The following is a 25,297-nucleotide window of genomic DNA, read 5'->3' as shown; positions in this document are numbered from 1 at the left end:
GCAAAATTCACACCAGTGTCATATTTGTGAGCTAGACAGAAGATCGTTTGTACAATTTTTGTGAGCTGGCACAAGTATCAAACTGAAATGAAAACGAAAAAAAACCGCCATCAGCGAAACGCGGATGGCGGCTTGTGGTAATGAATTTTACTTATGGCAGACGAGAAATCTCTCTGGCTATGCTGGTTGATTCCTGCGCCCAACCCTGAGCCAGCATCTTGACCATCTCGTCGTAACCGTCTTGCTGCTGTTTCAGCTCAAGGTAAAACGGACGCTTAATCAGCTGCCCCTGATGGTTCAGAAGCCATTCACCGCTAATCACCACCTTGCCATCGAAACGTCCGTGGAAACCGGTAACGTTCACGTTAAGCGTGTCCTGATCGCTACCCAATGGTTGAGAAGCCACAACCCAGCCCGGTAACTGGCTACTAAGATTAGCCACCAGCGTATTGCGTAACTGCTGATCCAACGGACTCGCCCAGAGATTATTCGTGGCAATGACGTACTGCACGTCGCTGGTCTGATACACCACGCCGTTTCCGGCGAGGGCGTCAGGAACAGAAACTTGTTCAACCCACAACAGGCGGTTGCCCTGGGCAGCAGTGGTTTGCCCCGCTGCTTGCGTCGCCAACGGCAGCTGATAGTAACTTTTGTTGTCACTTCCTGAACTACAGGCCGTTAATGCAACTGCCCCGGCGATCAATAGCCATTTTTTCATTCTTTTGCCCTCTTAGGCTCAGGATCCTTTGTGCCCTTCGCTTCAAATACCAGCGCGTTGCTTTTCTCATTCAGCGTTTTCAATACCGGCTGCAGTTCACGCAATACCTGATCCAGGCGCTGCATATCTGCAACCATCTTGTTATACGCCGCCGAGCCTGGCTGGAAGCCCTGCATACTGCGATTAAGCTCACGCAACGTTTTCTGCATATCCTGAGGCAACTGCTGCATCGACTGATTAGCGGTGATCTTATTGATATTATCCAGCGTTGTTTGCAGGCGACGCATCGTTACCTGGCTTTCACTCAGCGAGTTTGTCGCTTGTTCAAGCATCGGATTCAACGGCAGATTGTTGATCTTATCCAGTGTTTCCATTAAACGCTGCTGGATCTGCGCCAGGCCACTGCTCACTGTTGGGATGATCTTATACCCGCCAAATTCACGCACACCCGTAACCGCTGGTGCTTTCGGGTAGAAGTCCATATCTACATACAGCGCGCCGGTGACCAGATTGCCGGTTTTCAACGAGCCGCGTAAGCCACGATCCATCAGCCCGGCGATATGCGACGCAATGTCCGTTGTGACGCCAACCTGGTTTATCAAACGCTCAGGCTCAATGCGGATCAGAACAGGAATACGATAATCATCGTCCAGCACCTGACGCAGCCCCGGCACAAAGTACGGCACCTGACCCACCGTTCCCAGTCGAATACCACGGAACTCAACCGGCGCACCAGGCTGCAAACCGCGAACAGAATCTTTGAAGAACATCAGGTAATCAATATGATCGGTATAAAGCGCATCCTGAATACTTTTCTGATCGTCGAACAGTTTGAATGGCGTTTTCGCCGCAACTGGCTGGCCTAAGTCCATTCCTTCCGGGACATCAAAGCTGACGCCTCCGCCAAAGAGCGTGGTTAATGAGCCCATTTCAACACGCATACCGGCAGAGGTCAGATCCACGGCAATACCGCTGTCTTTCCAGAAACGAACGTTGCTGGTAACCAGACGATCGTTAGGCGCATTGATAAATAGCTGGTAGCTGATAGCGCGTTTTTGCGCATCAAAAGTACTGGTTTCAACCGAGCCTACGCGATAACCCCTGAACAGAACGGGGTCACCTGGGCTAAGCTGACCGGCTTTCTTACTATCAAGGATGACGCGGATGCCTTTCGCATCCGGCGGTGCCAACGGTGGCGCATCCAGCAGTTGATATTGCCCCGGCTGACTGCCCTTTGTACCTGGCTGTAGCTCGATATAGGCCCCGGAGAGCAGCGTTCCAAGACCACTGATCCCTTCACGGCCAACCTGCGGTTTCACTACCCAGAATGCGGAATCACCATGCAGCAGTTTTTCCATTCCAGAATTGAGGCGCGCTTTGATTTCTACATGCGTCAAATCGTCAGTCAGGGTGGCGCTCTCCACCACACCTACGTCCACGCTACGGCTTTTGATGGTGGTTTTCCCCCCTTCAATACCTTCAGCGTTAGTGGTGATCAGCGTGACTTCCGGTCCCTGATGGCTGTAATGATAAAACAGGATCCATGCACCGATCAGCGCAGTCACGATGGGGAAGATCCACACCGGCGACCAGTTTTTGACCTTCTGCACTTTCGCCTCTCCACTCTTATTTTCCATGCTCTTACTCTTCCTCATGGCTTGACTCTGGCTCACGATCCCACGATAAACGAGGGTCGAAGGTCATGGCCGCAAACATCGTCATAATGACGACCAACGCAAACATTAGCGCCCCAATAGCAGGGTAAATACTCATCAGCCCTCCCATGCGCACCAGCGCAGAGAGTACGGCTATTACAAACACGTCAATCATTGACCAACGCCCAACGAACTCAACCACTTCATAAATCAAATGCATGCGTTCGCTATCGCGTTTTCCATGCCCTTTCGCATCCCAGCATAGCCAGGCAATCGCAATCATTTTTAATGTCGGCACCATAATACTGGCGATAAAAATCACCATAGCGACCGGGTAAGAGCCTTCACCCCATAACAGCACCACCCCGGCAAGGATGGTCGAGGGCATCTTGTCGCCGAGCAGGTCCGTTATCATGATAGGTAAAATGTTCGCTGGCAGATAAAGCATGATCGAAGTGACCAGTAATGCCATCGTCCACTGGAGACTATTTTTACGTCGCGCATAGCCTTTCGTTTCACATCGCGGGCAGACTTCAACATCAACAGGTAAAACTGCGGTACAGCAGGAGCAGGAGCGTAAGCCCTGGCGGATACCCGGCACGCCCACTTTCACCGTCTGCGGTAACGTTGGTGCAGGCGCAATGTCATCCCAAGCCCAGCGACGATCGACGCACTGGAAGGCGCGAAGTTGAAGCACGCAGTAGAGACACCAGGGAATAAAGCTGCTGCCGATCCCCACGTCGCCGTAAGCCATTAACTTGACGAAACTCACCAGAATACCGGCGAGAAAAATCTCCGCCATTCCCCAGCTTTTTAACTGGAAGAAAATTCGAGCCAGGATGAGCTTAAGCTTCACTGGCATTCGAACGCGGTTGACCAACAATAAAATGATGGTCAGACAAAAGGCCGGGACAATCTGGACAAAAAGGAGAAAGAAAGTGCCAAGGCTGGCGTAATCTTCAGAGAACATTACGCCAGGGATTTCCAGCAAATTGACTTCGCTGGTCATCCCCCCGACTTTCATATAAATAAAGGGAAACAGATTGGAGAGCAACAGCATAAACAGCGCTGCAATAGCATAAGCAGTGGGACGCTGCCTTGGCGCGTCCCACTCGGTTGTCAGCGTTGCCCCGCACCGCGGGCATGCCGCCTTATGTCCGTAACCCAGCTCGGGCAGCGCCACGAGCATATCGCATTGTGAACATAAAATATGCCGGTCGGCATGGTGCTGATCACACATAGTGTATCCCTGTTTATGCGCCGTTTTTCAGAGCCTCAAGGTACTCCCAACGCTCAAATGCTTCTTCCAGCGCCTTTTCGGCCAGGCTAAGATCGGCCAATATTTTCTGAGTATAGTCGTGCGGCTGACTAAAGAAGGACGCATCTGCAACTTGTGCCTGTAGCGTTTCCAGATTCCCTTCCAGCTCCTCGAGACGTTGAGGCAGGCCTTCAAGTTCGCGCTGCAGGTTATAACTCATTTTGACGGTCGATTTTTTGACAGTTTCTGCTTTTGCGACAGCAGTTTCCTGTCCATTTTTGGCTTTTGACTGTTTTACCGCCTGAGACTGCGATTGCTGTCCACGCGCATCATGATAGCCGCCAACATAACGACCAATATGACCAGCACCTTCAAAAATCCAGCACTCCGTCACGGTATTATCGACAAACTGACGGTCGTGGCTGACCAGCATCACGGTGCCTTGATAGCCGTCGATCAGTTCTTCAAGCAATTCAAGCGTTTCGACATCCAAATCGTTAGTCGGTTCATCGAGAATTAACAGGTTACTTGGTTTGAGGAACAGACGAGCCAGCAACAGACGGTTACGCTCACCGCCAGACAACGCGCGAACCGGCGTCATTGCACGCTTAGGATGGAACAAGAAGTCCTGCAGATAGCCCAGAACATGGCGCGGCTTACCGTTCACCAACACTTCCTGCTTACCTTCCGCCAGGTTGTCCATCACCGTTCTGTCGGGATCGAGTTCAGCACGGTGCTGATCAAAATAGGCAACTTCAAGCTTTGTACCGCAATGTACGCGTCCGCTATCAGCCTGTAACTGGCCCAGCATCAGTTTCAGCAACGTGGTCTTACCGCAGCCGTTCGGACCAATCAATGCGATTTTATCGCCACGCTGAACCTGAGCGGAGAAGTCCTTGACCAGCACTTTGCCATCGACCTGGTAATCGACATTTTCCATTTCGAAGACAATCTTGCCAGAGCGAGAGGCCTCTTCAACCTGCATTTTCGCGGTGCCCATCACTTCGCGACGTTCACTACGTTCGTTACGCATGGCTTTCAGCGCTCGAACACGGCCTTCGTTTCGGGTACGACGTGCTTTAATGCCCTGACGGATCCAGACCTCTTCCTGTGCCAGCTTGCGATCGAACTCGGCGTTTTGCAGTTCCTGAACGCGCAGGTTCTCTTCTTTTTCAAGCAGGTAGGTGTCGTAATCACCCGGATAAGTCACCAGCTTGCCGCGATCGAGATCGACAATACGGGTCGCCATATTGCGGATAAACGAACGGTCATGCGAGATGAAGATAAGGGTGCCATTGAAGGTTTTCAGGAACCCTTCCAGCCAGTCTATTGCTTCAATATCCAGGTGGTTTGTCGGTTCGTCAAGCAGCAACACTTTCGGCCCGCTCACCAACGCGCGACCCAGTGCCGCTTTACGCAGCCAGCCGCCAGAAAGAGACGCCAGTTCCGTATCTGCTTCCAGACCTAACTGCTCCAGAACTTCGTTAATACGGCTTTCCAGCTGCCACAGGCCGTGGTGATCGAGCAGATCCTGAAGACGCGCCATCTCATTGAGATTTTTTTCACTCGGATCGGTCATCACCAGATGAGAAACTTCGTGATATCCCTTCAGATATTCAGCCTGCTCAGAGATCCCCTCAGCGACAAAATCGTACACGCTGCCCGCGACGTTGCGCGGCGGATCCTGTTGCAGACGGGAGACGATCAAGTCTTGCTCGTAAACAATACGTCCATCATCCAGACCCAGTTCACGATTAAGGATCTTCATCAGCGTGGATTTACCCGCACCATTACGACCCACTAAACACACACGTTCGTTATCTTCGATGTGCAGTTCAGTATCATCGAGAAGGGGTGCATCACTGAATGACAGCCAGGCACCGTGCATACTAATTAATGACATTTATATTTCCTTTCAGACCGCGGTTATCAACCAGCAGTTGTGAATTTGACGATTACGGGCAAAGTCCTGAGACAGTGTTTTTTGGCTAATTTCTTGTGCTTTCAGTCCCAGCGCTGCCAGTCCGTCATTGTCCATACGGAAGCCGCGTTTGTTGTTTGAGAACATGATGGTGCCGCCTTTTCGCAGCAGACGCTTCAGATCGGTCATCAGTCGGATGTGGTCGCGCTGAACGTCGAAGGTATCTTCCATACGTTTGGAGTTGGAGAACGTCGGCGGATCGATGAAGATCAGGTCGAACTGTTCGTCGGTATCACGCAGCCATCCCAATACGTCAGCCTGCAACAGGCGGTGTTGACGCCCCGTCAGGCCGTTGAGACGCAGGTTACGTTCTGCCCACTCAAGGTAAGTGCGTGACATATCCATCGTGGTGGTGCTGCGCGCACCGCCCAGACCTGCGTGTACGCTCGCAGTACCGGTGTAGGCGAACAAGTTCAGGAAGTCTTTACCTTTGCTCATCTGACCCAGCATACGGCGGGCGATGCGGTGATCGAGGAACAAACCGGTATCGAGATAATCCGTCAGGTTAACCCACAGGCGCGCGTTGTATTCGCCGACTTCGATAAAGTCACCCTTGTCGCCCATCTTCTGGTATTGATTCGTACCTTTCTGACGTTCACGGGTTTTCAGTACCAGTTTATTCGGTGCAATGCCTAATACGCCAATCGTTGCGGCAATAATATCCAACAAACGTTGACGCGCTTTCTGCGCATCAATGGTTTTTGGCGCAGCGTATTCCTGCACGACAACCCAGTCAGCGTAGCGGTCTACCGCCACGTTATATTCCGGCAAATCAGCGTCGTACAGGCGATAACATTCAATGCCTTCCTGCTTCGCCCATTTCTCAAATTTCTTCAGATTCTTGCGCAGGCGGTTAGCGTAATCTTCTGCAACGGTGGACGGTTTACTGTCACCCTCTTTTTCCGTCAGGTGATAGTTTTTCTGTACGCAATCCAGCGGACCGTTTTTGGCTTTAAACTGGCGCTCGGCGCGCAGTTGCAGGCAGCTCAGCAGTTCCGGGGAGCCGCTGAAAATAGACAGATTCCAGCCACCAAAATAGTCTTTCATGGTGCGACCAAACAGACTATGAAGCGCGATCAGTGCCGGTTCGCTATCCAGACGTTCACCGTACGGTGGATTACTGATAACCGTGCCATACGGGCCTTTTGGCAGTGGATTGCTTAACTGAGCGACATCTTTGACTTCAAAGGAGATCAGTTCGCCAATACCGGCGCGACGGGCGTTGCTGCGAGCGCGTTCAATCACGCGAGAATCGCTGTCGGAGCCATAGAAACGTGAGCCATAATCCGCCAGACCTTTACGGGCGCGCGTTTGCGCCTCGGCCTTAACCTCTTGCCAGATAGCCTCATCGTGCTGAGCCCAGCCACCAAAGCCCCACTTTCCGCGATGCAGACCCGGCGCGCGATCGGTTGCCATCATTGCCGCTTCAATCAGCAACGTACCAGAACCACACATTGGATCGAGCAGCGGAGTGCCTGGCTGCCAGCCAGAACGCATCACAATGGCCGCTGCCAGGTTTTCTTTGATCGGCGCAATACCCGCGCGTTCACGGTAGCCGCGCTGATGCAAGCCCTCGCCACACAGATCCAAAGAAATATGTGCCGTCTCTTTATTGAGCCACACGTTGATGCGCAAATCTGGGTTTTCACGATCGACGTTCGGGCGTTCCAGGTTTTTACGCGTAAAGCTATCCACGATGGCGTCTTTCACCTTCAGGGCACCATACTGGCTATTACGGATTTCGTCGTTAAGCCCGTTAAAATGCACGGCAAAGGTAGCACCAGGCGTAAAAATCTCTGTCCAGTCAGTTGCCTGCACGCCGAGATACAGGTCGAGGTCGCTATAGACTTTACAAGCACCCAATGGCAGCATAATGCGCGATGCCAGGCGACTCCACATCAGGCTCTGGTAAATAAGCCGCGTGTCGCCCTCAAAATGGACGCCACCCTGAACGACCTGGCACTCTTTCGCGCCAAGCCCTTCCAGTTCAGTTTTTAACAGCTCTTCCAGCCCACGGGCCGTACTGGCAAACAGAGAATTCATATCGTCACTTGTTACTCTAAGAAAATTGCTGCGCATTATAGCTAATATGAGCTCTATGTCATAAAGTTGAAGGCTTATTTTCATTTGAGGGAGTGCGCAGTGGCGACGTTATCCAGGCTTTTCATCCATCCAGTTAAATCGATGCGCGGAATTGGGCTGACTCATGCGCTTGCAGACGTCAGCGGTTTTGCCTTTGATCGCATCTTTATGGTCACCGAGCCTGACGGAACGTTCATCACCGCGCGTCAGTTTCCGCAAATGGTGCGCTTTACTCCCGCACCGCTGCATGACGGCTTACATCTCACGGCACCAGACGGCTCCAGCGTCATCGTCCGCTTTAACGACTTTGCCTCTGTTGACGCACCAACGGAAGTGTGGGGAAATCACTTTACCGCGCGCGTTGCTCCCGACGATATCAACCGTTGGTTAACGAGCTTCTTTTCCCGGGAAGTACAGCTGCGTTGGGTAGGGCCTGAGCCGACACGTCGTGTTAAGCGATTCGAAGCGGTTCCCCTCTCCTTTGCCGACGGCTTCCCTTTCCTGCTGACCAACGAGGCGTCGCTGCGAGATTTACAGAACCGCTGCCCGGCCAGCGTGAAAATGGAGCAGTTTCGCCCCAATCTCGTCGTTACCGGTGCGCAAGCATGGGAAGAGGACACCTGGAAAGTCATTCGTATTGGCAGCGTGGTCTTTGATGTAGTGAAACCGTGCAGCCGTTGCATTTTCACCACCATCAGCCCTGAAAAAGGACAAAAGCATCCTTCCGGCGAACCGCTGAAAACGCTGCAATCTTTCCGAACCGCGCAGGATAACGGCGACGTTGATTTCGGTCAGAATCTTATTCCGCGATCCAGCGGCGTAATCCGCGCGGGTGATGAAGTCGAGATTCTTGCAACCGCCCCAGGCAGAGTTTACGGCCCAGGTACCGACGAAGACGAAGCTGATATCGAGGTTCATCCGGCTACGGCAGTGACCCTTCAGTGGCAAGGTAAAATGCTTCCAGGGAATAATCAGCAGGTCTTGCTAGAACAGCTTGAGCAAGCGGGGATACGTGTTCCCTACTCATGTCGCGCGGGGATCTGTGGGAGCTGTCGCATAACGTTAGTAGAGGGTGAGGTCACGGCGTTGAAAAAATCGGCGGTAGGCAATGATGGTACGATCCTGTGCTGTAGCTGTATTCCGAAGACATCGCTACAGCTGGAGCTTTAAACGGCCTGTTCGAGACTGAATGTATCAATACGCAGCTGCGGTTTCAGCCGGTCATTCATGACTTTGATCGCATCGCCCAGCTGCATCATGCGCCCGGCAATCACCACGCCAGGTTGCGCCAGTAAACACAGGGCGGCATTTTCACCCGGTTCAACCACCAGCAGGCTCACTTCCTCTGCGGTATCGCTGAGGTTGACGCAGGCTGCATCGCCTGTGACGGGTGACCATGATTGTCCGTGAGCCAGGAAATGCCAGCTTTTCGGCATCTGCGGTTTCAGGAAACGAATAGCCACCAGCGCATTCAACACCAGCTCGGCACGTTGCTCTTTGGAGAGCACTAAATCGCGGCACTTTTCTTCAAATGAGAAATACAGAGCGGCATCATCGACACAAAAACCGGACGGTGCAAAGGCGTCTGGGGTCAGCATCCGGCGAGCGAAACGAGAACGAAATAACATGCCATTGGCTAAATCGAGCATCATTCGATCGTGCTCTTCGCAAAAATACCATTGCCAGTTATCGTCAGGTTTAATTCGCATTTTCCTCTCCCAATTCCTCAACATCCTGTTCTAAAAAAGTCCTGCTTCTCGCTTCGTTTATAACATCAATAATAAAAGACCATAATGTCTAAATAAGCAACAATGACGGAATATAAAACAACCAGGGCTGGAAATAAAGCCCTGGTTGTCTGATTAAGAAAAAAGATTAGATGTGATTAACGATTTCTTTAATCAACTGAGGGCCTTTAAAAATAAAGCCCGAATAGATTTGCACCAGTGATGCTCCCGCCGCCATCTTCTCGCGGGCGGCGATAACTGAGTCGATACCACCCACGCCGATAATCGGTAAACGACCTTTTAATTCTGCGGATAAGGCACGAATAATTTCTGTACTTTTTAATTGAACCGGACGGCCACTTAAGCCACCCATTTCATCGCAGTTTTTCATTCCCTGTACCAGAGAACGATCGAGGGTAGTATTGGTTGCAATAACACCATCGATATTATGGCGAACTAAACTGTCGGCCACTTGGATCAATTCTTCAATGGAAAGATCCGGGGCGATCTTTACCGCAACGGGAACATATTTATGATGCGTAATTTGAAGCTCTTTCTGCTTATTCTTAATGGCGTCCAGAAGATCGTCTAGCGCTTCACCATATTGCAGGGTACGCAGACCGGGCGTATTGGGGGAAGAGATATTCACCGCAATATAACCGGCATAGGCATAGGTTTTTTCCATACAAATCAGATAGTCATCTTTGCCCTGCTCTACCGGAGTATCTTTATTTTTACCGATATTAATGCCGAGCACGCCATCGAAATGTGCTTTTTTCACGTTCTCAATCAGATGATCGACCCCGAGATTATTAAAGCCCATACGGTTGATCAAACCTTCGGCCTCGACCAGACGGAACAGGCGCGGTTTATCATTACCAGCCTGAGCGCGCGGAGTCACGGTGCCGACTTCGATGGAACCAAAACCCATCGCCCCCAGCGCATCAATACACTCGCCGTTTTTATCCAGACCTGCTGCCAGGCCAAGGGGATTCTTAAACGTCAGCCCCATGCATTGAACAGGTTTTTCCTGCACTTTCTGGCGCACCAGCGCTTCAAGTGGCGTTCCTGTAATGCGGCGTAACTGCTGGAATGTCAATTCATGGGCGCGCTCGGGATCGAGCTGGAAAAGGGCTTTACGAACGAAGGGGTAGTACATGAACTCTCCTGGATTCCGGTGTGCAAACCGGACACGGATTATCAGCGATCGCGACGGGAAAGGGAATTGACCTGTGGCAAAAAAATCGTCGTAAAACGCAATCGTTTTCCTTTCTGCTCCTTTCTTATGCAATTTTTGGCATTTTAATATCAGATAAATCATTTAGTGGAATAACTACGCAGTGTCACACTCCTGAAAATTGTTATCAATGTTAGATAAAAGCAAACAATTAGTTATAAGGAGCAAGCATGCGCGTCATTACGTTGGCTGGCAGTCCGCGTTTCCCTTCACGTTCCAGCGCATTGCTGGAGTATGCCCGTGAACAGCTCACCTCTCTGGATATCGAGGTGTGTCACTGGAATCTGCATAATTTTGAGCCGGAAGATCTGCTGTATGCCCGCTTTGATAGTCCCGCGCTCAAAACGCTGGTAGAGCAGTTAAAAGGTGCAGACGGGCTTATTGTCGCAACGCCAGTCTATAAAGCGTCCTTTTCCGGCGCTCTGAAAACGTTACTCGATCTGTTACCCGAACGAGCTCTGGAAGGGAAAGTGGTTTTACCGCTGGCAACCGGCGGCACCGTTGCCCACATGCTTGCGGTTGATTATGCCCTCAAACCGGTACTCAATGCGCTCAAGGCCCAGGAGATCCTCCACGGTGTTTTCGCTGATGATTCCCAGGTTATCGATTATCAACACAAACCCCAGTTCACTCCCAATCTTCATTTACGCCTCGATGCCGCGCTGGAGACATTCTGGCAGGCGCTTCACCGCCGGGACGTTAAGGTTCCTGCTTTTGGTCATCTGAAAGGAGTCGCTCATGTTTAAAAACGTGTTCCGTATCGGGCTAAGCGGTTTGCTGGCAGTGTCCGCTTTAGTCCAGGCGGCAGCCCCTGCGCCTGAAAGTTTACGTATCGGTTACCAGAAAGGCAGCATCAGCATGGTGCTGGCAAAAAGTCATCAGCTTCTGGAAAAGCGCTATCCGACGACGCAGTTTTCATGGATTGAATTCCCCGCCGGACCACAAATGCTTGAGGCACTGAACGTAGGCAGTATCGATTTGGGCAGCACGGGCGACATTCCTCCTATTTTCGCCCAGGCCGCGGGAGCTGATTTGGTTTACGTTGGGGTAGAGCCCGCCAAGCCAAAAGCCGAAGTGATACTGGTTCCTGAAAATAGCCCGATTAAAACCGTGGCGGATCTCAAAGGCCATAAGGTTGCTTTTCAGAAGGGTTCAAGCTCTCACAACCTACTGCTCCGTGCCCTGCAACAGGCGGGTCTGACATTTAAGGATATCCAACCCATCTTTTTGAGCCCTGCCGACGCGCGTGCGGCCTTCCAGCAAAATAACGTCGATGCATGGGCTATCTGGGATCCTTACTACTCCGCCGCATTATTGCAGGGCGGCGTCCGGGTGCTGAAAGATGGTGAAACGCTGAAGCAAACGGGCTCTTTCTATCTTGCCGCTCGTCCATATGCAGAAAAAAACGGTGAATTTGTGCAAGGCGTGTTGAATACCTTCAGCGAAGCCGACGCGCTTACCCACAGTCAACGCCAGGAAAGTATCGCCCTGCTGGCGAAAACCATGGGCCTGCCAGAGCCGGTCATCGCCAGCTATCTGGACCATCGCCCGCCTACCGTCATCAAACCAGTGGACGCTAAGACCGCAGTATTGCAGCAGCAAACTGCCGACCTGTTTTATGAAAATCATCTGCTCCCGAAAAAGATCGATATTCGCGATCGCATCTGGCAACCCTCTGGCAAAGAAGGATCAAAATCATGAGTTTGAATCTGTTCTGGTTTTTACCGACCCATGGCGACGGACATTATCTGGGCACGGAAGAAGGTGCTCGCCCGGTTGACTACGGATACCTGCAACAAATCGCCCAGGCAGCGGATCGCATCGGTTTCACCGGGGTGCTGATTCCCACCGGGCGGTCTTGCGAAGATGCCTGGCTGGTTGCCGCATCTATGATTCCTGTCACCCAGCGCCTTAAATTCTTAGTCGCGCTGCGCCCAAGCGTCGTTTCGCCAACGGTGGCTGCACGTCAGGCCGCTACGCTCGACAGGCTTTCTAATGGTCGCGCGCTGTTTAACCTCGTCACAGGCAGCGATCCGCAAGAGCTTGCTGGGGATGGCGTATTCCTCGATCACACCGAGCGCTATGAAGCCTCCGCTGAATTCACCCGCGTCTGGCGTCGCCTGCTGGAGGGTGAAACCGTCACATTCGAAGGCAAACACATTCATGTTCGTGATGCAAAACTGCTGTTTGCACCGGTGCAGCAGCCGCGTCCACCGCTCTATTTTGGCGGCTCATCGGACGTCGCGCAGGATCTGGCCGCAGAACAAGTGGATCTGTATCTCACCTGGGGCGAGCCGCCTGAACGGGTGAAAGAAAAAATTGAAGAGGTGCGTGCCAAAGCGGCCGCGCATGGACGCACCGTGCGCTTTGGGATACGCCTGCACGTCATCGTGCGAGAAACCAATGAAGAAGCCTGGCGCGCGGCCGATCGCCTGATTTCACATCTTGATGATGAGACCATTGCTAAAGCGCAGGCCGCGTTTGCCAAAACGGATTCCGTCGGCCAGCACCGAATGGCATCACTGCATAATGGCCAGCGGGAAAAGCTGGAGGTCAGTCCAAACTTGTGGGCAGGCGTCGGTCTGGTCCGCGGCGGCGCGGGCACCGCGCTAGTCGGCGATGGTCCAACGGTTGCTGCGCGCATTAACGAATATGCCGAGCTAGGCATCGATAGTTTTATCCTTTCCGGTTATCCGCATCTGGAAGAGGCCTACAAGGTGGGTGAACTGTTATTCCCGCATCTTGATGTCGCCATTCCTGAGATTCCTCAGCCTCGCCCACTTCTGCCTCAGGGCGAAGCGGTGGCGAATGAATTCATTCCACGGAAAGCGGCGCAACGCTAACGAGGTTAATATGGCAAACCCCTCTCGAAAATGGCTGCTGCGACTGGCGCCCTGGTTCTTGCCTGTCGGAATAGTGATTATCTGGCAAATCGCCTCGTCTGTAGGCTGGCTGTCCAGTCGCATTTTGCCCTCTCCGGAGGGCGTCGTCGAAGCGTTCTGGACGCTGAGCTCCAGCGGCGAACTGTGGCAGCATCTGGCGATCAGCTCCTGGCGCGCTGCCATTGGTTTCACCATCGGTGGATCGATTGGCCTGACGCTTGGCCTTATCAGCGGTCTATCCCGCTGGGGGGAGCGGTTGCTGGATACTTCTATTCAGATGCTGCGTAACGTGCCGCATCTGGCCCTTATCCCGTTGGTGATTTTATGGTTTGGTATTGACGAAAGCGCCAAAATTTTCCTGGTCGCGCTCGGCACGCTGTTCCCTATTTATATCAACACCTGGCACGGTATTCGTAACATCGATCGCGGGTTAGTGGAGATGGCGCGCAGCTACGGCTTGTCCGGTGTTGCCCTGTTTATCCATGTCATTCTGCCCGGAGCCCTACCCTCCATCATGGTGGGCGTGCGTTTCGCACTGGGCCTGATGTGGTTAACGCTTATCGTCGCGGAAACCATTTCGGCTAACTCCGGTATCGGTTATCTGGCGATGAACGCTCGCGAGTTCTTGCAAACGGATGTGGTGGTGGTAGCCATCATTCTGTATGCCCTGCTCGGCAAACTTGCCGACCTTAGCGCCCAGTGGTTAGAACGTCTCTGGCTGCGCTGGAACCCGGCTTACTCCACCACGGAGGCAAATCTATGAATACGGCTCGATTGACGCAAGGCACGCCGCTGCTGCTGAATAGCGTGACGAAACGCTACGGCGACAATACGATTCTTAACGCCCTGGATTTGCATATTCCGGCCGGTCAGTTTGTCGCCGTGGTAGGGCGTAGCGGCGGAGGTAAAAGCACGTTGCTGAGGCTGTTGGCGGGCCTTGAAGCACCGAACGGCGGCCAGTTGCTGGCTGGCAACACTCGCCTTGCCGATATTCAGGATGATACGCGAATGATGTTCCAGGATGCGCGCCTGCTGCCCTGGAAAACCGTTATCGACAACGTAGGACTTGGCCTAACGGGGAACTGGCGTGATGCCGCACGTCAGGCACTCGCCGCCGTAGGCCTCGAAAACCGAGCGAAAGAGTGGCCTGCCGCCCTTTCCGGAGGGCAGAAACAGCGTGTCGCCCTGGCGCGAGCGCTTATTCATCGGCCTGGTTTACTGCTGCTTGACGAACCGCTCGGTGCGCTTGATGCGCTGACGCGGATAGAAATGCAGGATTTGATCGAATCGCTCTGGCAAGAACATGGATTTACCGTACTGCTGGTCACGCACGACGTCAGCGAAGCGGTCGCTATGGCCGATCGCGTGTTGCTAATTGAAGAGGGTAAAATCGGGCTGGATCTGACAGTGGATATTCCCCGTCCGCGCCGCGTAGGCTCTGCAAAACTGGCGGAGCTTGAGGCGGAAGTCCTGGATCGAGTGATGAAGCGAGGAAGTATCGAGCTACAGCGAATGAAGGCCAATGCCTGATACCCTCACCCCAACCCCTCTCCCGTCGGGAGAGGGAGGGATAATGCATCGATCAGGCTAGTGCTTTGGTAATTTTCTCGTACAAATCGCCAGACAGGTTTTCCAGCCCTTTCAGCTGTTCCAGCGCTGCACGCATTTTCTCCTGACGTTTCGCATCATAGCGCTTCAGGCGAATCAGCGGCTCAATCAGACGTGACGCGACCTGCGGATTACGGCTATTTAGCTCGGTCAGCATTTCCACCATAAACTGATACCCGCTGCCATCTTCCGCATGGAAAGCTGACGGGTTGCTGCTGGCGAACGCGCCAATCAACGAACGTACGCGGTTCGGATTGCTCATGGTGAATGAACGATGTTTTAGCAGGTGACGAACCTGGTCAAGGACATTGGCGGCAGGGCTGGTGGACTGCAAAATGAACCACTTGTCCATTACCAGTCCATCATGATGCCACTTGTCATCGTATTCCTGCATCAGCGCATCGCGGCACGGCAGTTCGGCTGCAACCGCTGCAGAAAGCGCCGCCAGCACGTCGGTCATGTTATCCGCTTCATGGTACTGCTTGCTGATAAGTTCGTTCGCAAATGCCTTCTCACCAAATGCCAGATAGCGCAGGCAGGTGTTACGCAGAGAGCGTTTGCCGATATCAGCATGCTCAACGCGATATTTATCCAGCTTGTTGGCGTTATAAATAGCCAGGAACTCGTCAGCCAGCTCCGTTGCCAGCGTGCGAGTCAGTGCTTCGCGCACGGCCACAATCGCGATCGGATCGATGATATCGAACAGCTCGGCGATTTCGTTGGCGGACGGTAAGGTCAGAATCTCTGCCGCCAGCGCGGGGTCAATCTGCTCATCAAGCAGGATCGCACGGAACGCATCGGCAACGTGGACCGGCAGCGACAGGGGCTGGCCCTGCTGATGACGATTCACATTCAGTTTGATGTAAGTCGCAAGCAAACTTTGCGCCGCATCCCAACGAGAGAAATCGTTGCGGGCATGACGCATCAGGAAGGTCAGCTGCTGGTCGCTCCATTTATATTCCAGCTTCACTGGGGCAGAGAATTCGCAAAGCAGAGCTGGAACCGGCTGGAAGTAGACATTATCAAAAATAAATGTCTGTTCAGCCTGGGTCACATTCAAAACGTGATGCACCGGATGACCGCCTTTTTGCAGCGGGATCGCTTTGCCTTCGTTGTCATACAGCTCGATGCTGAACGGAATATGCAGCGGGTGCTTCTCTTCCTGCTCGGCGGTCGGTGGCGTGCGCTGGGTGATGGTCAGCGTGTACTGCTCGGTCTCAGGATTGTAATCGTCTTTCACGGTGACAATCGGCGTACCGGCCTGGCTGTACCAGCGGCGGAAATGCGACAGGTCGACGTTAGAGGCATCTTCCATGGCTTGTACAAAGTCGTCGCAGGTCGCTGCGCTGCCGTCATGACGCTCAAAGTACAGCTGCATCCCTTTCTGGAAATTCTCTTCCCCGAGCAGCGTATGGATCATACGGATGATTTCAGAACCTTTCTCATACACCGTCAGGGTGTAGAAGTTATTCATCTCAATCACTTTGTCCGGGCGAATCGGGTGCGCCATTGGGCTGGCGTCTTCGGCAAACTGGAGACCACGCATGGTGCGCACGTTGCTAATACGGTTAACGGCGCGCGAACCTAAATCGGAACTGAACTCCTGATCGCGGAATACGGTCAGCCCCTCTTTCAGACTCAACTGGAACCAGTCGCGACAGGTCACGCGGTTCCCGGTCCAGTTATGAAAATACTCGTGACCAATAACGCGCTCGATATCAAGATAATCTTTGTCGGTCGCGGTATCAGTACGGGCCAGTACATATTTGGAGTTAAAGACGTTCAGGCCTTTATTCTCCATCGCGCCCATATTAAAGAAGTCGACGGCGACGATCATATAGATGTCGAGATCGTATTCGAGACCAAAGCGCTCTTCGTCCCATTTCATGGAGTTGATAAGCGAAGTCATCGCCCACGGTGCGCGATCGAGATTGCCGCGATCCACAAACAACTCCAGGGCCACATCGCGACCTGAGCGCGTTTTATAGGTGTCGCGCAGTACGTCAAAATCACCCGCTACCAGCGCAAACAGGTAGCAAGGTTTAGGGAACGGATCCTGCCATTGAACCCAATGGCGGCCATTGTCCAGTTCGCCCTGCCCTACACGGTTACCGTTAGAGAGCAAGTAAGGATATTTGGATTTATCAGCAATGATTTTGGTGGTGAAACGCGCCAGAACGTCCGGGCGATCCAGATACCAGGTAATATGGCGGAAGCCCTCGGCTTCGCACTGGGTGCATAGCGCTTCACCCGACTGATACAGTCCTTCCAGCGCGGTGTTGGTCGCTGGGCTAATTTCATTCACGATGCGCAGCGTAAAGCGCTCCGGCAGGTTACTGATAACCAGCTGGCTTCCTTCTTCTATATAGTCAGACCACGTTTCATCGTTAACGTGTACAGAAACCAGCGTCAGGTCTTCACCATCAAGTCGCAGCGGCACTGCGGTTGCGCTTTGGCGCGTGACCTGGCTTATGGCCGTTACGACGGTTTTTGTGGCATCCAGGTCAAAAGTCAGATCAATATCGCTAATCAGGTATTCCGGCGCACGGTAGTCGTGGCGGTATTTGGCTTGAGGCTGTTGTGTCATAGAAAACCTTTATGCATCGTTTGTCGAATAACGAATCCAGTCTATTCCTGTTGTGTAGATCGCGCTACGCAGAATGTTCATCTTTTCAGTAACAAACACCTTTTTTGCTACATTTTCATAACACGTGGCACAAAATGCTCTCGACCATCGTTACGGCTTATGTTGTGATCGGGGTTCAATAAATCGCTAAACAAGGTATACTCCAGCGGTTTCAATAGTTGTTTATTGTACTAAACGCTCCCGTGAGAGGATGCTACGGCGCACCTATGACTCAATTCGCTTCTCCTGTTCTGCATACGTTGCTGGATACCGACGCGTATAAACTGCATATGCAGCAAGCCGTTTTTCACCATTACTACGACGTACAGGTGGCGGCTGAATTCCGCTGTCGTGGTGACGACCTGCTCGGCCTTTATGCCGACGCTATTCGTGAGCAGGTCGATGCTATGCGGCATCTCACTCTGCAGGATGACGAATATCAATGGCTCTCGGGCCTGCCTTTCTTTAAAGCCGACTACCTGAACTGGCTGCGAGAGTTTCGCTATAACCCTGATCAAGTGACCGTTACCAACAATAACGGCAAGCTGAATATTCGCCTTGCTGGACCGTGGCGTGAAGTGATCATGTGGGAAGTCCCGCTACTGGCGGTAATTAGCGAGATTGTACACCGCTATCGTTCTCCACAATCAGGGGTGGAGCACGCGCTCGCCTCCTTAGAAAACAAGCTCGTGGATTTCTCTCGCTTGACCGAATCCATGGATATGTCTCGTTTTCGTCTGATGGATTTCGGTACTCGTCGTCGCTTTTCTCGCGAAGTGCAGCAAGCCATTGTTGAACGCTTGCAGCAGGAGTCGTGGTTTGTTGGCACCAGCAACTATGATTTAGCGCGTCGTCTGAACTTAACCCCGATGGGTACGCAAGCCCACGAATGGTTCCAGGCGCATCAGCAAATCAGCCCCGATTTAGCGACCAGCCAGCGCGCCGCCCTGGCAGCATGGCTTGAAGAGTATCCCGACCAGCTTGGCATTGCGTTGACTGACTGCATTACGATGGACGCCTTCCTTCGCGATTTTGGTCCTGAGTTTGCCAACCGCTATCAGGGCCTGCGTCATGATTCCGGGGATCCCGTCGAATGGGGCGAAAAAGCGATTGCGCATTACGAGAAACTTGGCATCGATCCGCACACTAAAGTGCTGGTCTTTTCCGATAACCTGGATTTGCCAAAAGCGGTCGATCTCTATCGCCAGTTCTCGTCCCGGGTTAACCTCAGCTTTGGTATCGGCACCCGTTTGAGCTGCGATTTACCGCAGGTGAAACCGCTGAATATTGTTATCAAACTAGTGGAATGTAACGGCAAACCGGTGGCGAAACTGTCTGACAGTCCGGGTAAAACCATTTGTCATGACAAAGCATTCGTGCGCGCGTTGCGAAAAGCTTTCGACTTGCCGCAGATTAAAAAAGCCAGTTAATCGTTTTTGGGAGCCGTAAGGCTCCCTTCCCTTCATTATTTTCCATTTTCTTCGGTTTTGACTGCGAAATCTGCTTGTCTGACGACGGATGCCAGGTAACATAGATATCCCCCCTATAAGGGCGGACAAGTGTCTATTTTTTCCGACTATTAACAGAGAGAATATTATGAGCGTTGTGCCTGTAGCCGACGTACTCCAGGGCCGTGTTGCCGTTGACCAAGAAGTCACTGTGCGCGGATGGGTGCGTACTCGCCGAGATTCTAAAGCTGGCATCTCCTTCCTTGCCGTCTATGACGGTTCCTGCTTTGATCCTGTACAGGCCGTCATCAATAATTCTCTGCCCAATTACAATGACGACGTTCTGCACCTGACCACCGGCTGCTCCGTTATTGTGACTGGCACCGTTGTTGCTTCTCCGGGCCAGGGCCAGAGCTTCGAAATTCAGGCATCTGCGATTGAAGTGACCGGCTGGGTTGAAGATCCGGATACCTACCCGATGGCGGCAAAACGTCACAGCATCGAATATCTGCGTGAAGTTGCCCACCTGCGCCCGCGCACCAACCTGATCGGCGCGGTTGCACGTGTACGCCATACTCTGGCGCAAGCGCTGCATCGCTTCTTTGATGAGCAGGGTTACTTCTGGGTTTCTACCCCACTGATTACCGCCTCTGATACCGAAGGTGCAGGCGAGATGTTCCGCGTCTCCACGCTGGATCTCGAAAACTTGCCGCGCACACCTGAAGGCAAAGTAGACTTTGACCAGGACTTCTTTGGCAGAGAGGCCTTCCTGACCGTATCCGGCCAGTTGAACGGCGAAACTTACGCCTGTGCGCTGTCTAAAATCTACACCTTCGGCCCCACTTTCCGTGCCGAAAACTCGAACACCAGTCGTCACCTGGCTGAGTTCTGGATGCTGGAGCCTGAAGTGGCTTTTGCTAACCTGGATGACGTAGCCGGTCTGGCCGAAGCCATGCTGAAATACGTCTTCAAGGCGGTCCTGGAAGAACGTGCTGACGATATGAAATTCTTCGCCGATCGCGTTGACAGCGATGCCGTCGCTCGTCTGGAACGTTTCGTTTCTGCTGACTTTGCGCAGGTGGATTACACCGATGCAGTCGCTATCCTCGAAAAATGCGGTGAGAAATTCGAAAACCCCGTGTTCTGGGGTGTCGATTTGTCCTCCGAACACGAGCGCTACCTTGCTGAGAAACACTTCAAAGCCCCGGTTGTTGTCAAAAACTATCCGAAAGACATTAAGGCTTTCTACATGCGCCTTAACGAAGACGGTAAAACCGTGGCGGCGATGGACGTCCTTGCGCCAGGTATCGGTGAAATCATCGGTGGCTCGCAACGTGAAGAACGTCTGGACGTGTTGGATGCCCGTATGGTCGAGATGGGTCTGAATCCGGCTGATTACAGCTGGTATCGCGATCTGCGCCGCTACGGCACCGTGCCACATTCTGGCTTTGGTCTGGGCTTCGAGCGTCTGATTGCCTACGTTACCGGCGTTCAGAACGTCCGTGACGTTATTGCCTTCCCAAGAACACCACGCAACGCCAGCTTCTAACTCATTAAATTTATAACGGCCAGCAAATGCTGGCCGTTATTTTATTCTGCACTGTCAGTTTATGTCAGTTGAAAGTCAGCATTTTTAAAGTGCAACCCCGTGAAATCCTCCAGCTGTTACGTTTTATTTCCACGAAACATCCGTGCACAAAAAATAAACCTCATTCTTATTGCGCCTAATACAATTCCGATACATTAGCACAAAAATCAACCAACAAAATAGACACCCAGATGGCTAATGTTGACATTAAGAAAAAGTTGCCTGTTTGTACCCTGGCGATAAGAAAGGGCTATATCAAGATTAAATATAAGCAATTCATATATATAGGAATGGGATTGTGTTTTTATGCAGCGATCGGCTCTGAAATTTGAGGTGGTTCACAAAGTTCCCTAAAATACATCTTTGGTTACACATTATTTCTTTTTGTTACCTAATCTTTATATTTGTAGCACTTTCAGGCTAGCGAAACGAGTATATGAATGGAAAGATGCCTGTCAGATACATAAAGACACCTAACTCTCATCAATAGTTCCGGACATATTTATTGACAGAATTTATTGACGGCAGTGGCGAGTGTCATAAAAAAAAACCAATGAGGGTAATAAATAATGATGAAGCGCAATATCCTGGCAGTGGTAATCCCTGCTCTGCTGGTAGCCGGTGCAGCTAACGCTGCTGAAATCTATAACAAAAGCGGCAACAAACTGGACTTCTACGGTAAAGTTAACGCCGAACACGATTTCGTGACTTCAGGTGATGACACCAACAACAACGATGCCACTTATGCTCAGATCGGTTTCAAAGGCGAAACTCAGATCAACGACCAGCTGACTGGTTACGGCCAGTGGGAATACCGCTTCGCGGCTAACCAGGCTGAAGGCGGCACCCAGACCAACAAAAACCGTCTGGCATTCGCGGGCTTGAAAGCAGGTGATGCAGGTAGCATCGATTACGGCCGTAACTACGGTATCGTATACGACGTAGAATCCTACACCGATATGGCTCCGTCCTTCTCAGGTATGACCTGGGGCGGTAACTACGTTGACAACTTCATGACCAGCCGCAGCACCGGTTTGCTGACCTATCGTAATAGCGATTTCTTCGGCCTGGTTGATGGTTTGAGCATGGGCGTACAGTACCAGGGCAAAAACGACCGTTCCGACGTTAAAACTGCTAACGGCGACGGCGTAGGTTACTCCCTGGGTTATGACTTCGGCGAAGGCTTTGGTGCTATCGCATCCTACAGCAACGCAAACCGTACCCTGGATCAGAAAGCTGATGGTCTGGGCGACAAAGCTGAAGCATGGGGTGTGGGTCTGAAATATGACGCCAACAACATCTACCTGGCAACCACCTATGCTGAAACCCGCAACACTACCCGTACCGGTAGCGGCGGCGATGCAGGCTTTGCAAACAAAACTCAGAACTTTGAAGTTGTTGCTCAGTACCAGTTCGATTTCGGCCTGCGTCCAGCAATCTCTTATGTTCAGACCAAAGGTAAAGACCTGGCAGCATCTGGCGCCTTCTCCGGCGGCGATGCAGATCTGGCGAAATTTATTCAGGTTGGCACAACTTACTACTTCAACAAAAACTTCAACGTGTGGGCTGACTACTACATCAACCTGCTGGACAAAGACACTGCATATGCTCAAGAAGTTGGCGGCCTGAATGGCAACGACGACATGGCTGCTGTTGGTGTAACTTACCAGTTCTAATCAGTACACCACTTTGTTGTATGCTTAAGAAACAGGGCTTCGGCCCTGTTTTTTTATGTCTGAAAGCAAAAAATGGCGACTTTCGTAAAGCCTCACGCTTTTCGTCGCAAACGGTTGGCATTTTGTAAATCTACCGTTAACCTGATAGCGGATTTCACTTCTGTAATCACAATGGAACTTCGTCATGTTTGAGAACATTACCGCCGCTCCTGCCGACCCTATTCTGGGCCTGGCCGATCTGTTTCGTGCCGATGATCGCCCTGGAAAAATCAACCTGGGTATTGGTGTCTATAAAGATGAAACCGGCAAAACACCGGTCCTGACCAGCGTCAAAAAAGCTGAGCAGTATCTGCTGGAAAACGAAAACACCAAAAACTACCTCGGTATTGATGGTATTCCGGAGTTTGGTCGCTGCACTCAGGAACTGCTGTTCGGGAAAGGCAGTACGATTATCAGCGATAAGCGTGCTCGTACAGCACAAACCCCAGGCGGTACCGGCGCACTGCGCGTCGCGGCGGATTTCCTGGCGAAGAACACCTCGGTTAAACGTATTTGGGTGAGCAACCCGAGCTGGCCGAACCACAAGAGCGTATTTAACTCTGCGGGCCTGGAAGTATGTGAATATACCTATTACGATGCGGCAAACCATACGCTGGACTTCGACGGTCTGCTGGCCAGCCTGAATGACGCGCAGGCCGGCGACGTGGTGCTGTTCCATGGCTGCTGCCATAACCCAACCGGTATCGATCCGACGCTGGAGCAATGGGAACAGCTGGCGAAGCTTTCCGTTGAAAAAGGCTGGTTACCACTCTTCGACTTCGCCTACCAGGGCTTTGCTCGTGGGCTGGAAGAAGATGCGGAAGGCCTGCGCGCCTTTGCGGCAGTCCATCAGGAATTGATTGTTGCGAGCTCTTACTCTAAGAACTTCGGCCTGTACAACGAGCGTGTAGGTGCCTGTACGCTGGTGGCATCTGATGAGCAAACCGTTGATCGTGCCTTCAGTCAGATGAAATCTGTTATTCGCGCAAACTACTCCAACCCGCCTGCACACGGTGCTTCAGTGGTCGCAACCATTCTGAGCAACGAAGCACTGCGTGCTATCTGGGAACAAGAGTTGAACGACATGCGTCAACGCATCCAGCGTATGCGCCTGCTGTTCGTTAATACTCTGGCCGAGAAAGGCGCAGACCGCGACTTCAGCTTCATCATCAAGCAGAACGGAATGTTCTCGTTCAGCGGCCTGACGAAAGAACAGGTTCTGCGTCTGCGCGAAGAATTTGGTGTTTACGCTGTTGCGTCTGGTCGTGTCAACGTGGCGGGAATGACGCCTGATAACATGGCACCACTGTGCGAAGCGATTGTCGCCGTGCTGTAGTTTATGTCAAAAACAAAAGCCCGCTTGAAGCGGGCTTTTTTTATTCTGTTTACCAGACCGGCATTTCATCCTGCAGGAACGGATTGTGTAAACGCTCATATCCCAGCGTTGACATCGGGCCATGCCCCGGAATAAACGTCACATCATCGCCCAAGGGCAATAACTTCTGTTTGATCGCCTGAATCAGTTGAGCATGGTCACCGCGCGGGAAGTCACTGCGTCCTACGCCGCCTTTGAAAATCACATCACCAGAAACCAGTAAACGTGATTGGTCATCAAAGAAAACGATGTGCCCAGGAGTATGTCCCGGGCAATGCAGTACCTGTAGCGTCACATTCCCGACGCTAACGGTCTCCCCTTCGTTTAGCCAGCGATCCGGCGTCAGTGGCTGACACTCGTCGAGACCAAACATGCGGCTTTGGGCTGGTAAGCCTTGCAGCCAGAACTCATCTTCTTTTTCCGGGCCAATGACCGGCACACCATAATGCTGCGCCAGTTCCGCCGCCGCCCCCACATGATCAAGGTGACCATGGGTTAGCAAAATCTGCATCAACGTCACGCCGGACGCTGCGACTTCTTGCTTGATCTTCTCAGCATCTCCGCCGGGATCGACAAGCGCGGCCAGTTTAGTTTGTTCACACCAGATCAGAGAGCAATTCTGGGAAAACGCGGTAACCGGAATAATACGATAGTTCATACTGCTCCTTCATTATTACCAGTGCCTGTTTGGCCCGGTATCAATATGCACAAAGTTGCTACGTGGGTAATATCCTACACCACCTGCGCGCATAGATAACGCAGCTTTGCGAACATTGGCTAATGAAACGCCTTCAATATGAAAATCCATCGCCTGCCCTTTCGTGTGATAGCTTTTCTTCGCTACACCACGGCTATGAGCGCGTAGTTCGTTATTGGTATCAAGCGAACGATAACCGGAAACGAGTTGCACAGGCTTGCGGGTTCCGAGCAGGCCTTGCAGACGGAAAAGCTGATCGAATAATCCAGGATCGATAGCCTTTATTTTATTCGCGCGATAGTCGCGGAAGAAATGGTTTAGCCTTGCTAATTCATCCTGAATATAGCCTCTGCCATCGAAAAACTCCGCCTTAAGCGACTCACCAGTATGAAGATTGTTGAGCGTCAAAATGCGCGGACGAGGTGTCGAGAGGGTGGCAAATGCTGGCGTTGGCAAGATGGCCGCTGCGCCCAGCGCAACACCACCTAACGCCAGCAGTTTGCGGCGATTAGCGTCAAATTTGTCCATGATAATCAGGTCTACAGGTCAATGTTATCGTAAATATGCTTAGCGCACGAAGGGCACCTTAACTGTCTAAACCGTTCACGTCAAGGCGGCCAACCCCAGTGAATACGGGGCTTGCAGCCATATTGCCCCCTATTCACCATAACTTACGACAATCATTTTCCTCGAACTACTT

Annotated in this window: 20 protein-coding genes; 10 read left to right on the top strand and 10 right to left on the bottom strand. The window is 52.1% G+C overall.

What is annotated here, in order from left to right:
- Nucleotides 1–151: 151 nt before the first annotated feature.
- Genes pqiC through rlmKL form a run of 5 tightly spaced genes read right to left on the bottom strand, consistent with a single transcriptional unit; the run spans nt 152 to nt 7,655 of the window.
- A complete protein-coding gene (gene pqiC / locus AC6EMZ_RS03640; RefSeq protein ID WP_498401022.1) occupies nt 152–718 on the bottom strand; it encodes a membrane integrity-associated transporter subunit PqiC in 567 nt (188 codons plus the stop codon).
- Nucleotides 715–2,355, bottom strand: coding sequence for an intermembrane transport protein PqiB (gene pqiB / locus AC6EMZ_RS03635; protein WP_498401021.1), 1,641 nt, complete (start codon nt 2,353–2,355; stop codon nt 715–717). Before pqiB ends, pqiC begins: the two co-directional genes overlap by 4 nt.
- A gap of 4 nt (nt 2,356–2,359) precedes the next feature.
- Nucleotides 2,360–3,613, bottom strand: a complete 1,254-nt coding sequence (gene pqiA, locus AC6EMZ_RS03630; RefSeq protein ID WP_498401020.1) for a membrane integrity-associated transporter subunit PqiA — start codon at nt 3,611–3,613, stop codon at nt 2,360–2,362.
- 13 nt (nt 3,614–3,626) lie between these two features.
- Entirely contained in the window at nt 3,627–5,534 is a 1,908-nt protein-coding gene (locus AC6EMZ_RS03625) for an ABC transporter ATP-binding protein (protein WP_498401019.1), read from the bottom strand.
- Nucleotides 5,535–5,546: 12 nt separating this feature from the next.
- Nucleotides 5,547–7,655 carry a bifunctional 23S rRNA (guanine(2069)-N(7))-methyltransferase RlmK/23S rRNA (guanine(2445)-N(2))-methyltransferase RlmL gene (gene rlmKL, locus AC6EMZ_RS03620; protein ID WP_498401018.1) on the bottom strand — a complete coding sequence of 703 codons (2,109 nt, stop codon included), beginning with the start codon at nt 7,653–7,655 and terminating at the stop codon, nt 5,547–5,549.
- Between the two features lie 99 nt (nt 7,656–7,754).
- Between rlmKL and AC6EMZ_RS03615 the strand changes: the two genes are divergently transcribed.
- Complete coding sequence (locus tag AC6EMZ_RS03615; RefSeq protein WP_498401016.1) at nt 7,755–8,864, top strand: YcbX family protein; 1,110 nt, start codon at nt 7,755–7,757, stop codon at nt 8,862–8,864.
- Here AC6EMZ_RS03615 and zapC read toward each other — a convergent pair.
- Together zapC and pyrD are read right to left on the bottom strand one after the other, a co-directional pair.
- Nucleotides 8,861–9,403 (bottom strand): cell division protein ZapC, encoded by a 543-nt coding sequence (gene zapC / locus AC6EMZ_RS03610; protein WP_498401015.1) that lies wholly within the window; start codon nt 9,401–9,403, stop codon nt 8,861–8,863. The genes AC6EMZ_RS03615 and zapC overlap by 4 nt on opposite strands.
- A 166-nt stretch (nt 9,404–9,569) precedes the next feature.
- On the bottom strand, nt 9,570–10,580 hold the full coding sequence (gene pyrD / locus AC6EMZ_RS03605) for a quinone-dependent dihydroorotate dehydrogenase (RefSeq protein ID WP_498401014.1): 1,011 nt from the start codon (nt 10,578–10,580) through the stop codon (nt 9,570–9,572).
- Between the two features lie 248 nt (nt 10,581–10,828).
- On the opposite strand from pyrD, the gene ssuE reads away from it, so the two are divergent.
- Genes ssuE through ssuB form a run of 5 tightly spaced genes read left to right on the top strand, consistent with a single transcriptional unit; the run spans nt 10,829 to nt 15,070 of the window.
- Nucleotides 10,829–11,404, top strand: a complete 576-nt coding sequence (gene ssuE / locus AC6EMZ_RS03600) for an NADPH-dependent FMN reductase (RefSeq protein WP_498401013.1) — start codon at nt 10,829–10,831, stop codon at nt 11,402–11,404.
- On the top strand, nt 11,397–12,359 hold the full coding sequence (locus AC6EMZ_RS03595; RefSeq protein WP_498401012.1) for a sulfonate ABC transporter substrate-binding protein: 963 nt from the start codon (nt 11,397–11,399) through the stop codon (nt 12,357–12,359). Before ssuE ends, AC6EMZ_RS03595 begins: the two co-directional genes overlap by 8 nt.
- A complete protein-coding gene (gene ssuD / locus AC6EMZ_RS03590) occupies nt 12,356–13,501 on the top strand; it encodes an FMNH2-dependent alkanesulfonate monooxygenase (protein ID WP_498401011.1) in 1,146 nt (381 codons plus the stop codon). The genes AC6EMZ_RS03595 and ssuD overlap by 4 nt, the downstream gene beginning before the upstream one ends.
- A 10-nt stretch (nt 13,502–13,511) precedes the next feature.
- On the top strand, nt 13,512–14,303 hold the full coding sequence (gene ssuC, locus AC6EMZ_RS03585) for an aliphatic sulfonate ABC transporter permease SsuC (protein ID WP_498401010.1): 792 nt from the start codon (nt 13,512–13,514) through the stop codon (nt 14,301–14,303).
- A complete protein-coding gene (gene ssuB, locus AC6EMZ_RS03580) occupies nt 14,300–15,070 on the top strand; it encodes an aliphatic sulfonates ABC transporter ATP-binding protein (protein ID WP_498401009.1) in 771 nt (256 codons plus the stop codon). Before ssuC ends, ssuB begins: the two co-directional genes overlap by 4 nt.
- Nucleotides 15,071–15,122: 52 nt before the next feature.
- On the opposite strand, the gene pepN is transcribed toward ssuB, so the two are convergent.
- Nucleotides 15,123–17,735: an aminopeptidase N gene (pepN, locus tag AC6EMZ_RS03575; protein WP_498401008.1), complete on the bottom strand. Its 2,613-nt coding sequence runs from the start codon at nt 17,733–17,735 to the stop codon at nt 15,123–15,125.
- A gap of 266 nt (nt 17,736–18,001) precedes the next feature.
- Between pepN and pncB the strand changes: the two genes are divergently transcribed.
- The 4 genes from pncB to AC6EMZ_RS03555 all read left to right on the top strand — a co-directional run bounded on the left by pncB (nt 18,002) and on the right by AC6EMZ_RS03555 (nt 23,861).
- Nucleotides 18,002–19,204 carry a nicotinate phosphoribosyltransferase gene (gene pncB, locus AC6EMZ_RS03570; RefSeq protein ID WP_498401007.1) on the top strand — a complete coding sequence of 401 codons (1,203 nt, stop codon included), beginning with the start codon at nt 18,002–18,004 and terminating at the stop codon, nt 19,202–19,204.
- A gap of 166 nt (nt 19,205–19,370) precedes the next feature.
- The gene (asnS, locus tag AC6EMZ_RS03565; RefSeq protein WP_498401006.1) at nt 19,371–20,771 is read left to right on the top strand and encodes an asparagine--tRNA ligase; all 1,401 of its coding nucleotides are present in this window, start codon (nt 19,371–19,373) and stop codon (nt 20,769–20,771) included.
- A gap of 608 nt (nt 20,772–21,379) precedes the next feature.
- Entirely contained in the window at nt 21,380–22,486 is a 1,107-nt protein-coding gene (locus AC6EMZ_RS03560) for a porin (RefSeq protein WP_498401005.1), read from the top strand.
- 184 nt (nt 22,487–22,670) lie between these two features.
- The gene (locus AC6EMZ_RS03555) at nt 22,671–23,861 is read left to right on the top strand and encodes an amino acid aminotransferase (protein WP_498401004.1); all 1,191 of its coding nucleotides are present in this window, start codon (nt 22,671–22,673) and stop codon (nt 23,859–23,861) included.
- A gap of 49 nt (nt 23,862–23,910) precedes the next feature.
- Here AC6EMZ_RS03555 and AC6EMZ_RS03550 read toward each other — a convergent pair whose 3' ends face one another.
- Nucleotides 23,911–24,558 carry an MBL fold metallo-hydrolase gene (locus AC6EMZ_RS03550; protein ID WP_498401002.1) on the bottom strand — a complete coding sequence of 216 codons (648 nt, stop codon included), beginning with the start codon at nt 24,556–24,558 and terminating at the stop codon, nt 23,911–23,913.
- A 15-nt stretch (nt 24,559–24,573) separates the two neighbouring features.
- Nucleotides 24,574–25,125: a peptidoglycan L,D-endopeptidase MepK gene (gene mepK / locus AC6EMZ_RS03545; protein ID WP_498401001.1), complete on the bottom strand. Its 552-nt coding sequence runs from the start codon at nt 25,123–25,125 to the stop codon at nt 24,574–24,576.
- Nucleotides 25,126–25,297 lie beyond the last annotated feature (172 nt).

It is taken from the genome of Enterobacter sp. SCRI0065 (assembly GCF_059766475.1).
The sequence above is the reverse complement of the archived record's forward strand: the minus strand, read 5'-3'. Positions and strand labels throughout refer to the sequence as shown.

Coding starts and splice junctions, on each gene's coding strand:
- pqiB (WP_498401021.1), bottom strand. CDS start 2,355: ATGGAAAATAAGAGTGGAGAGGCGAAAGTGCAGAAGGTCAAAAACTGG.
- ssuE (WP_498401013.1), top strand. CDS start 10,829: ATGCGCGTCATTACGTTGGCTGGCAGTCCGCGTTTCCCTTCACGTTCC.
- AC6EMZ_RS03595 (WP_498401012.1), top strand. CDS start 11,397: ATGTTTAAAAACGTGTTCCGTATCGGGCTAAGCGGTTTGCTGGCAGTG.
- AC6EMZ_RS03550 (WP_498401002.1), bottom strand. CDS start 24,558: ATGAACTATCGTATTATTCCGGTTACCGCGTTTTCCCAGAATTGCTCT.
- asnS (WP_498401006.1), top strand. CDS start 19,371: ATGAGCGTTGTGCCTGTAGCCGACGTACTCCAGGGCCGTGTTGCCGTT.
- pncB (WP_498401007.1), top strand. CDS start 18,002: ATGACTCAATTCGCTTCTCCTGTTCTGCATACGTTGCTGGATACCGAC.
- mepK (WP_498401001.1), bottom strand. CDS start 25,125: ATGGACAAATTTGACGCTAATCGCCGCAAACTGCTGGCGTTAGGTGGT.
- zapC (WP_498401015.1), bottom strand. CDS start 9,403: ATGCGAATTAAACCTGACGATAACTGGCAATGGTATTTTTGCGAAGAG.
- pyrD (WP_498401014.1), bottom strand. CDS start 10,580: ATGTACTACCCCTTCGTTCGTAAAGCCCTTTTCCAGCTCGATCCCGAG.
- pepN (WP_498401008.1), bottom strand. CDS start 17,735: ATGACACAACAGCCTCAAGCCAAATACCGCCACGACTACCGTGCGCCG.
- AC6EMZ_RS03625 (WP_498401019.1), bottom strand. CDS start 5,534: ATGTCATTAATTAGTATGCACGGTGCCTGGCTGTCATTCAGTGATGCA.
- pqiC (WP_498401022.1), bottom strand. CDS start 718: ATGAAAAAATGGCTATTGATCGCCGGGGCAGTTGCATTAACGGCCTGT.
- rlmKL (WP_498401018.1), bottom strand. CDS start 7,655: ATGAATTCTCTGTTTGCCAGTACGGCCCGTGGGCTGGAAGAGCTGTTA.
- ssuB (WP_498401009.1), top strand. CDS start 14,300: ATGAATACGGCTCGATTGACGCAAGGCACGCCGCTGCTGCTGAATAGC.
- pqiA (WP_498401020.1), bottom strand. CDS start 3,613: ATGTGTGATCAGCACCATGCCGACCGGCATATTTTATGTTCACAATGC.
- AC6EMZ_RS03555 (WP_498401004.1), top strand. CDS start 22,671: ATGTTTGAGAACATTACCGCCGCTCCTGCCGACCCTATTCTGGGCCTG.
- ssuC (WP_498401010.1), top strand. CDS start 13,512: ATGGCAAACCCCTCTCGAAAATGGCTGCTGCGACTGGCGCCCTGGTTC.
- AC6EMZ_RS03560 (WP_498401005.1), top strand. CDS start 21,380: ATGATGAAGCGCAATATCCTGGCAGTGGTAATCCCTGCTCTGCTGGTA.
- ssuD (WP_498401011.1), top strand. CDS start 12,356: ATGAGTTTGAATCTGTTCTGGTTTTTACCGACCCATGGCGACGGACAT.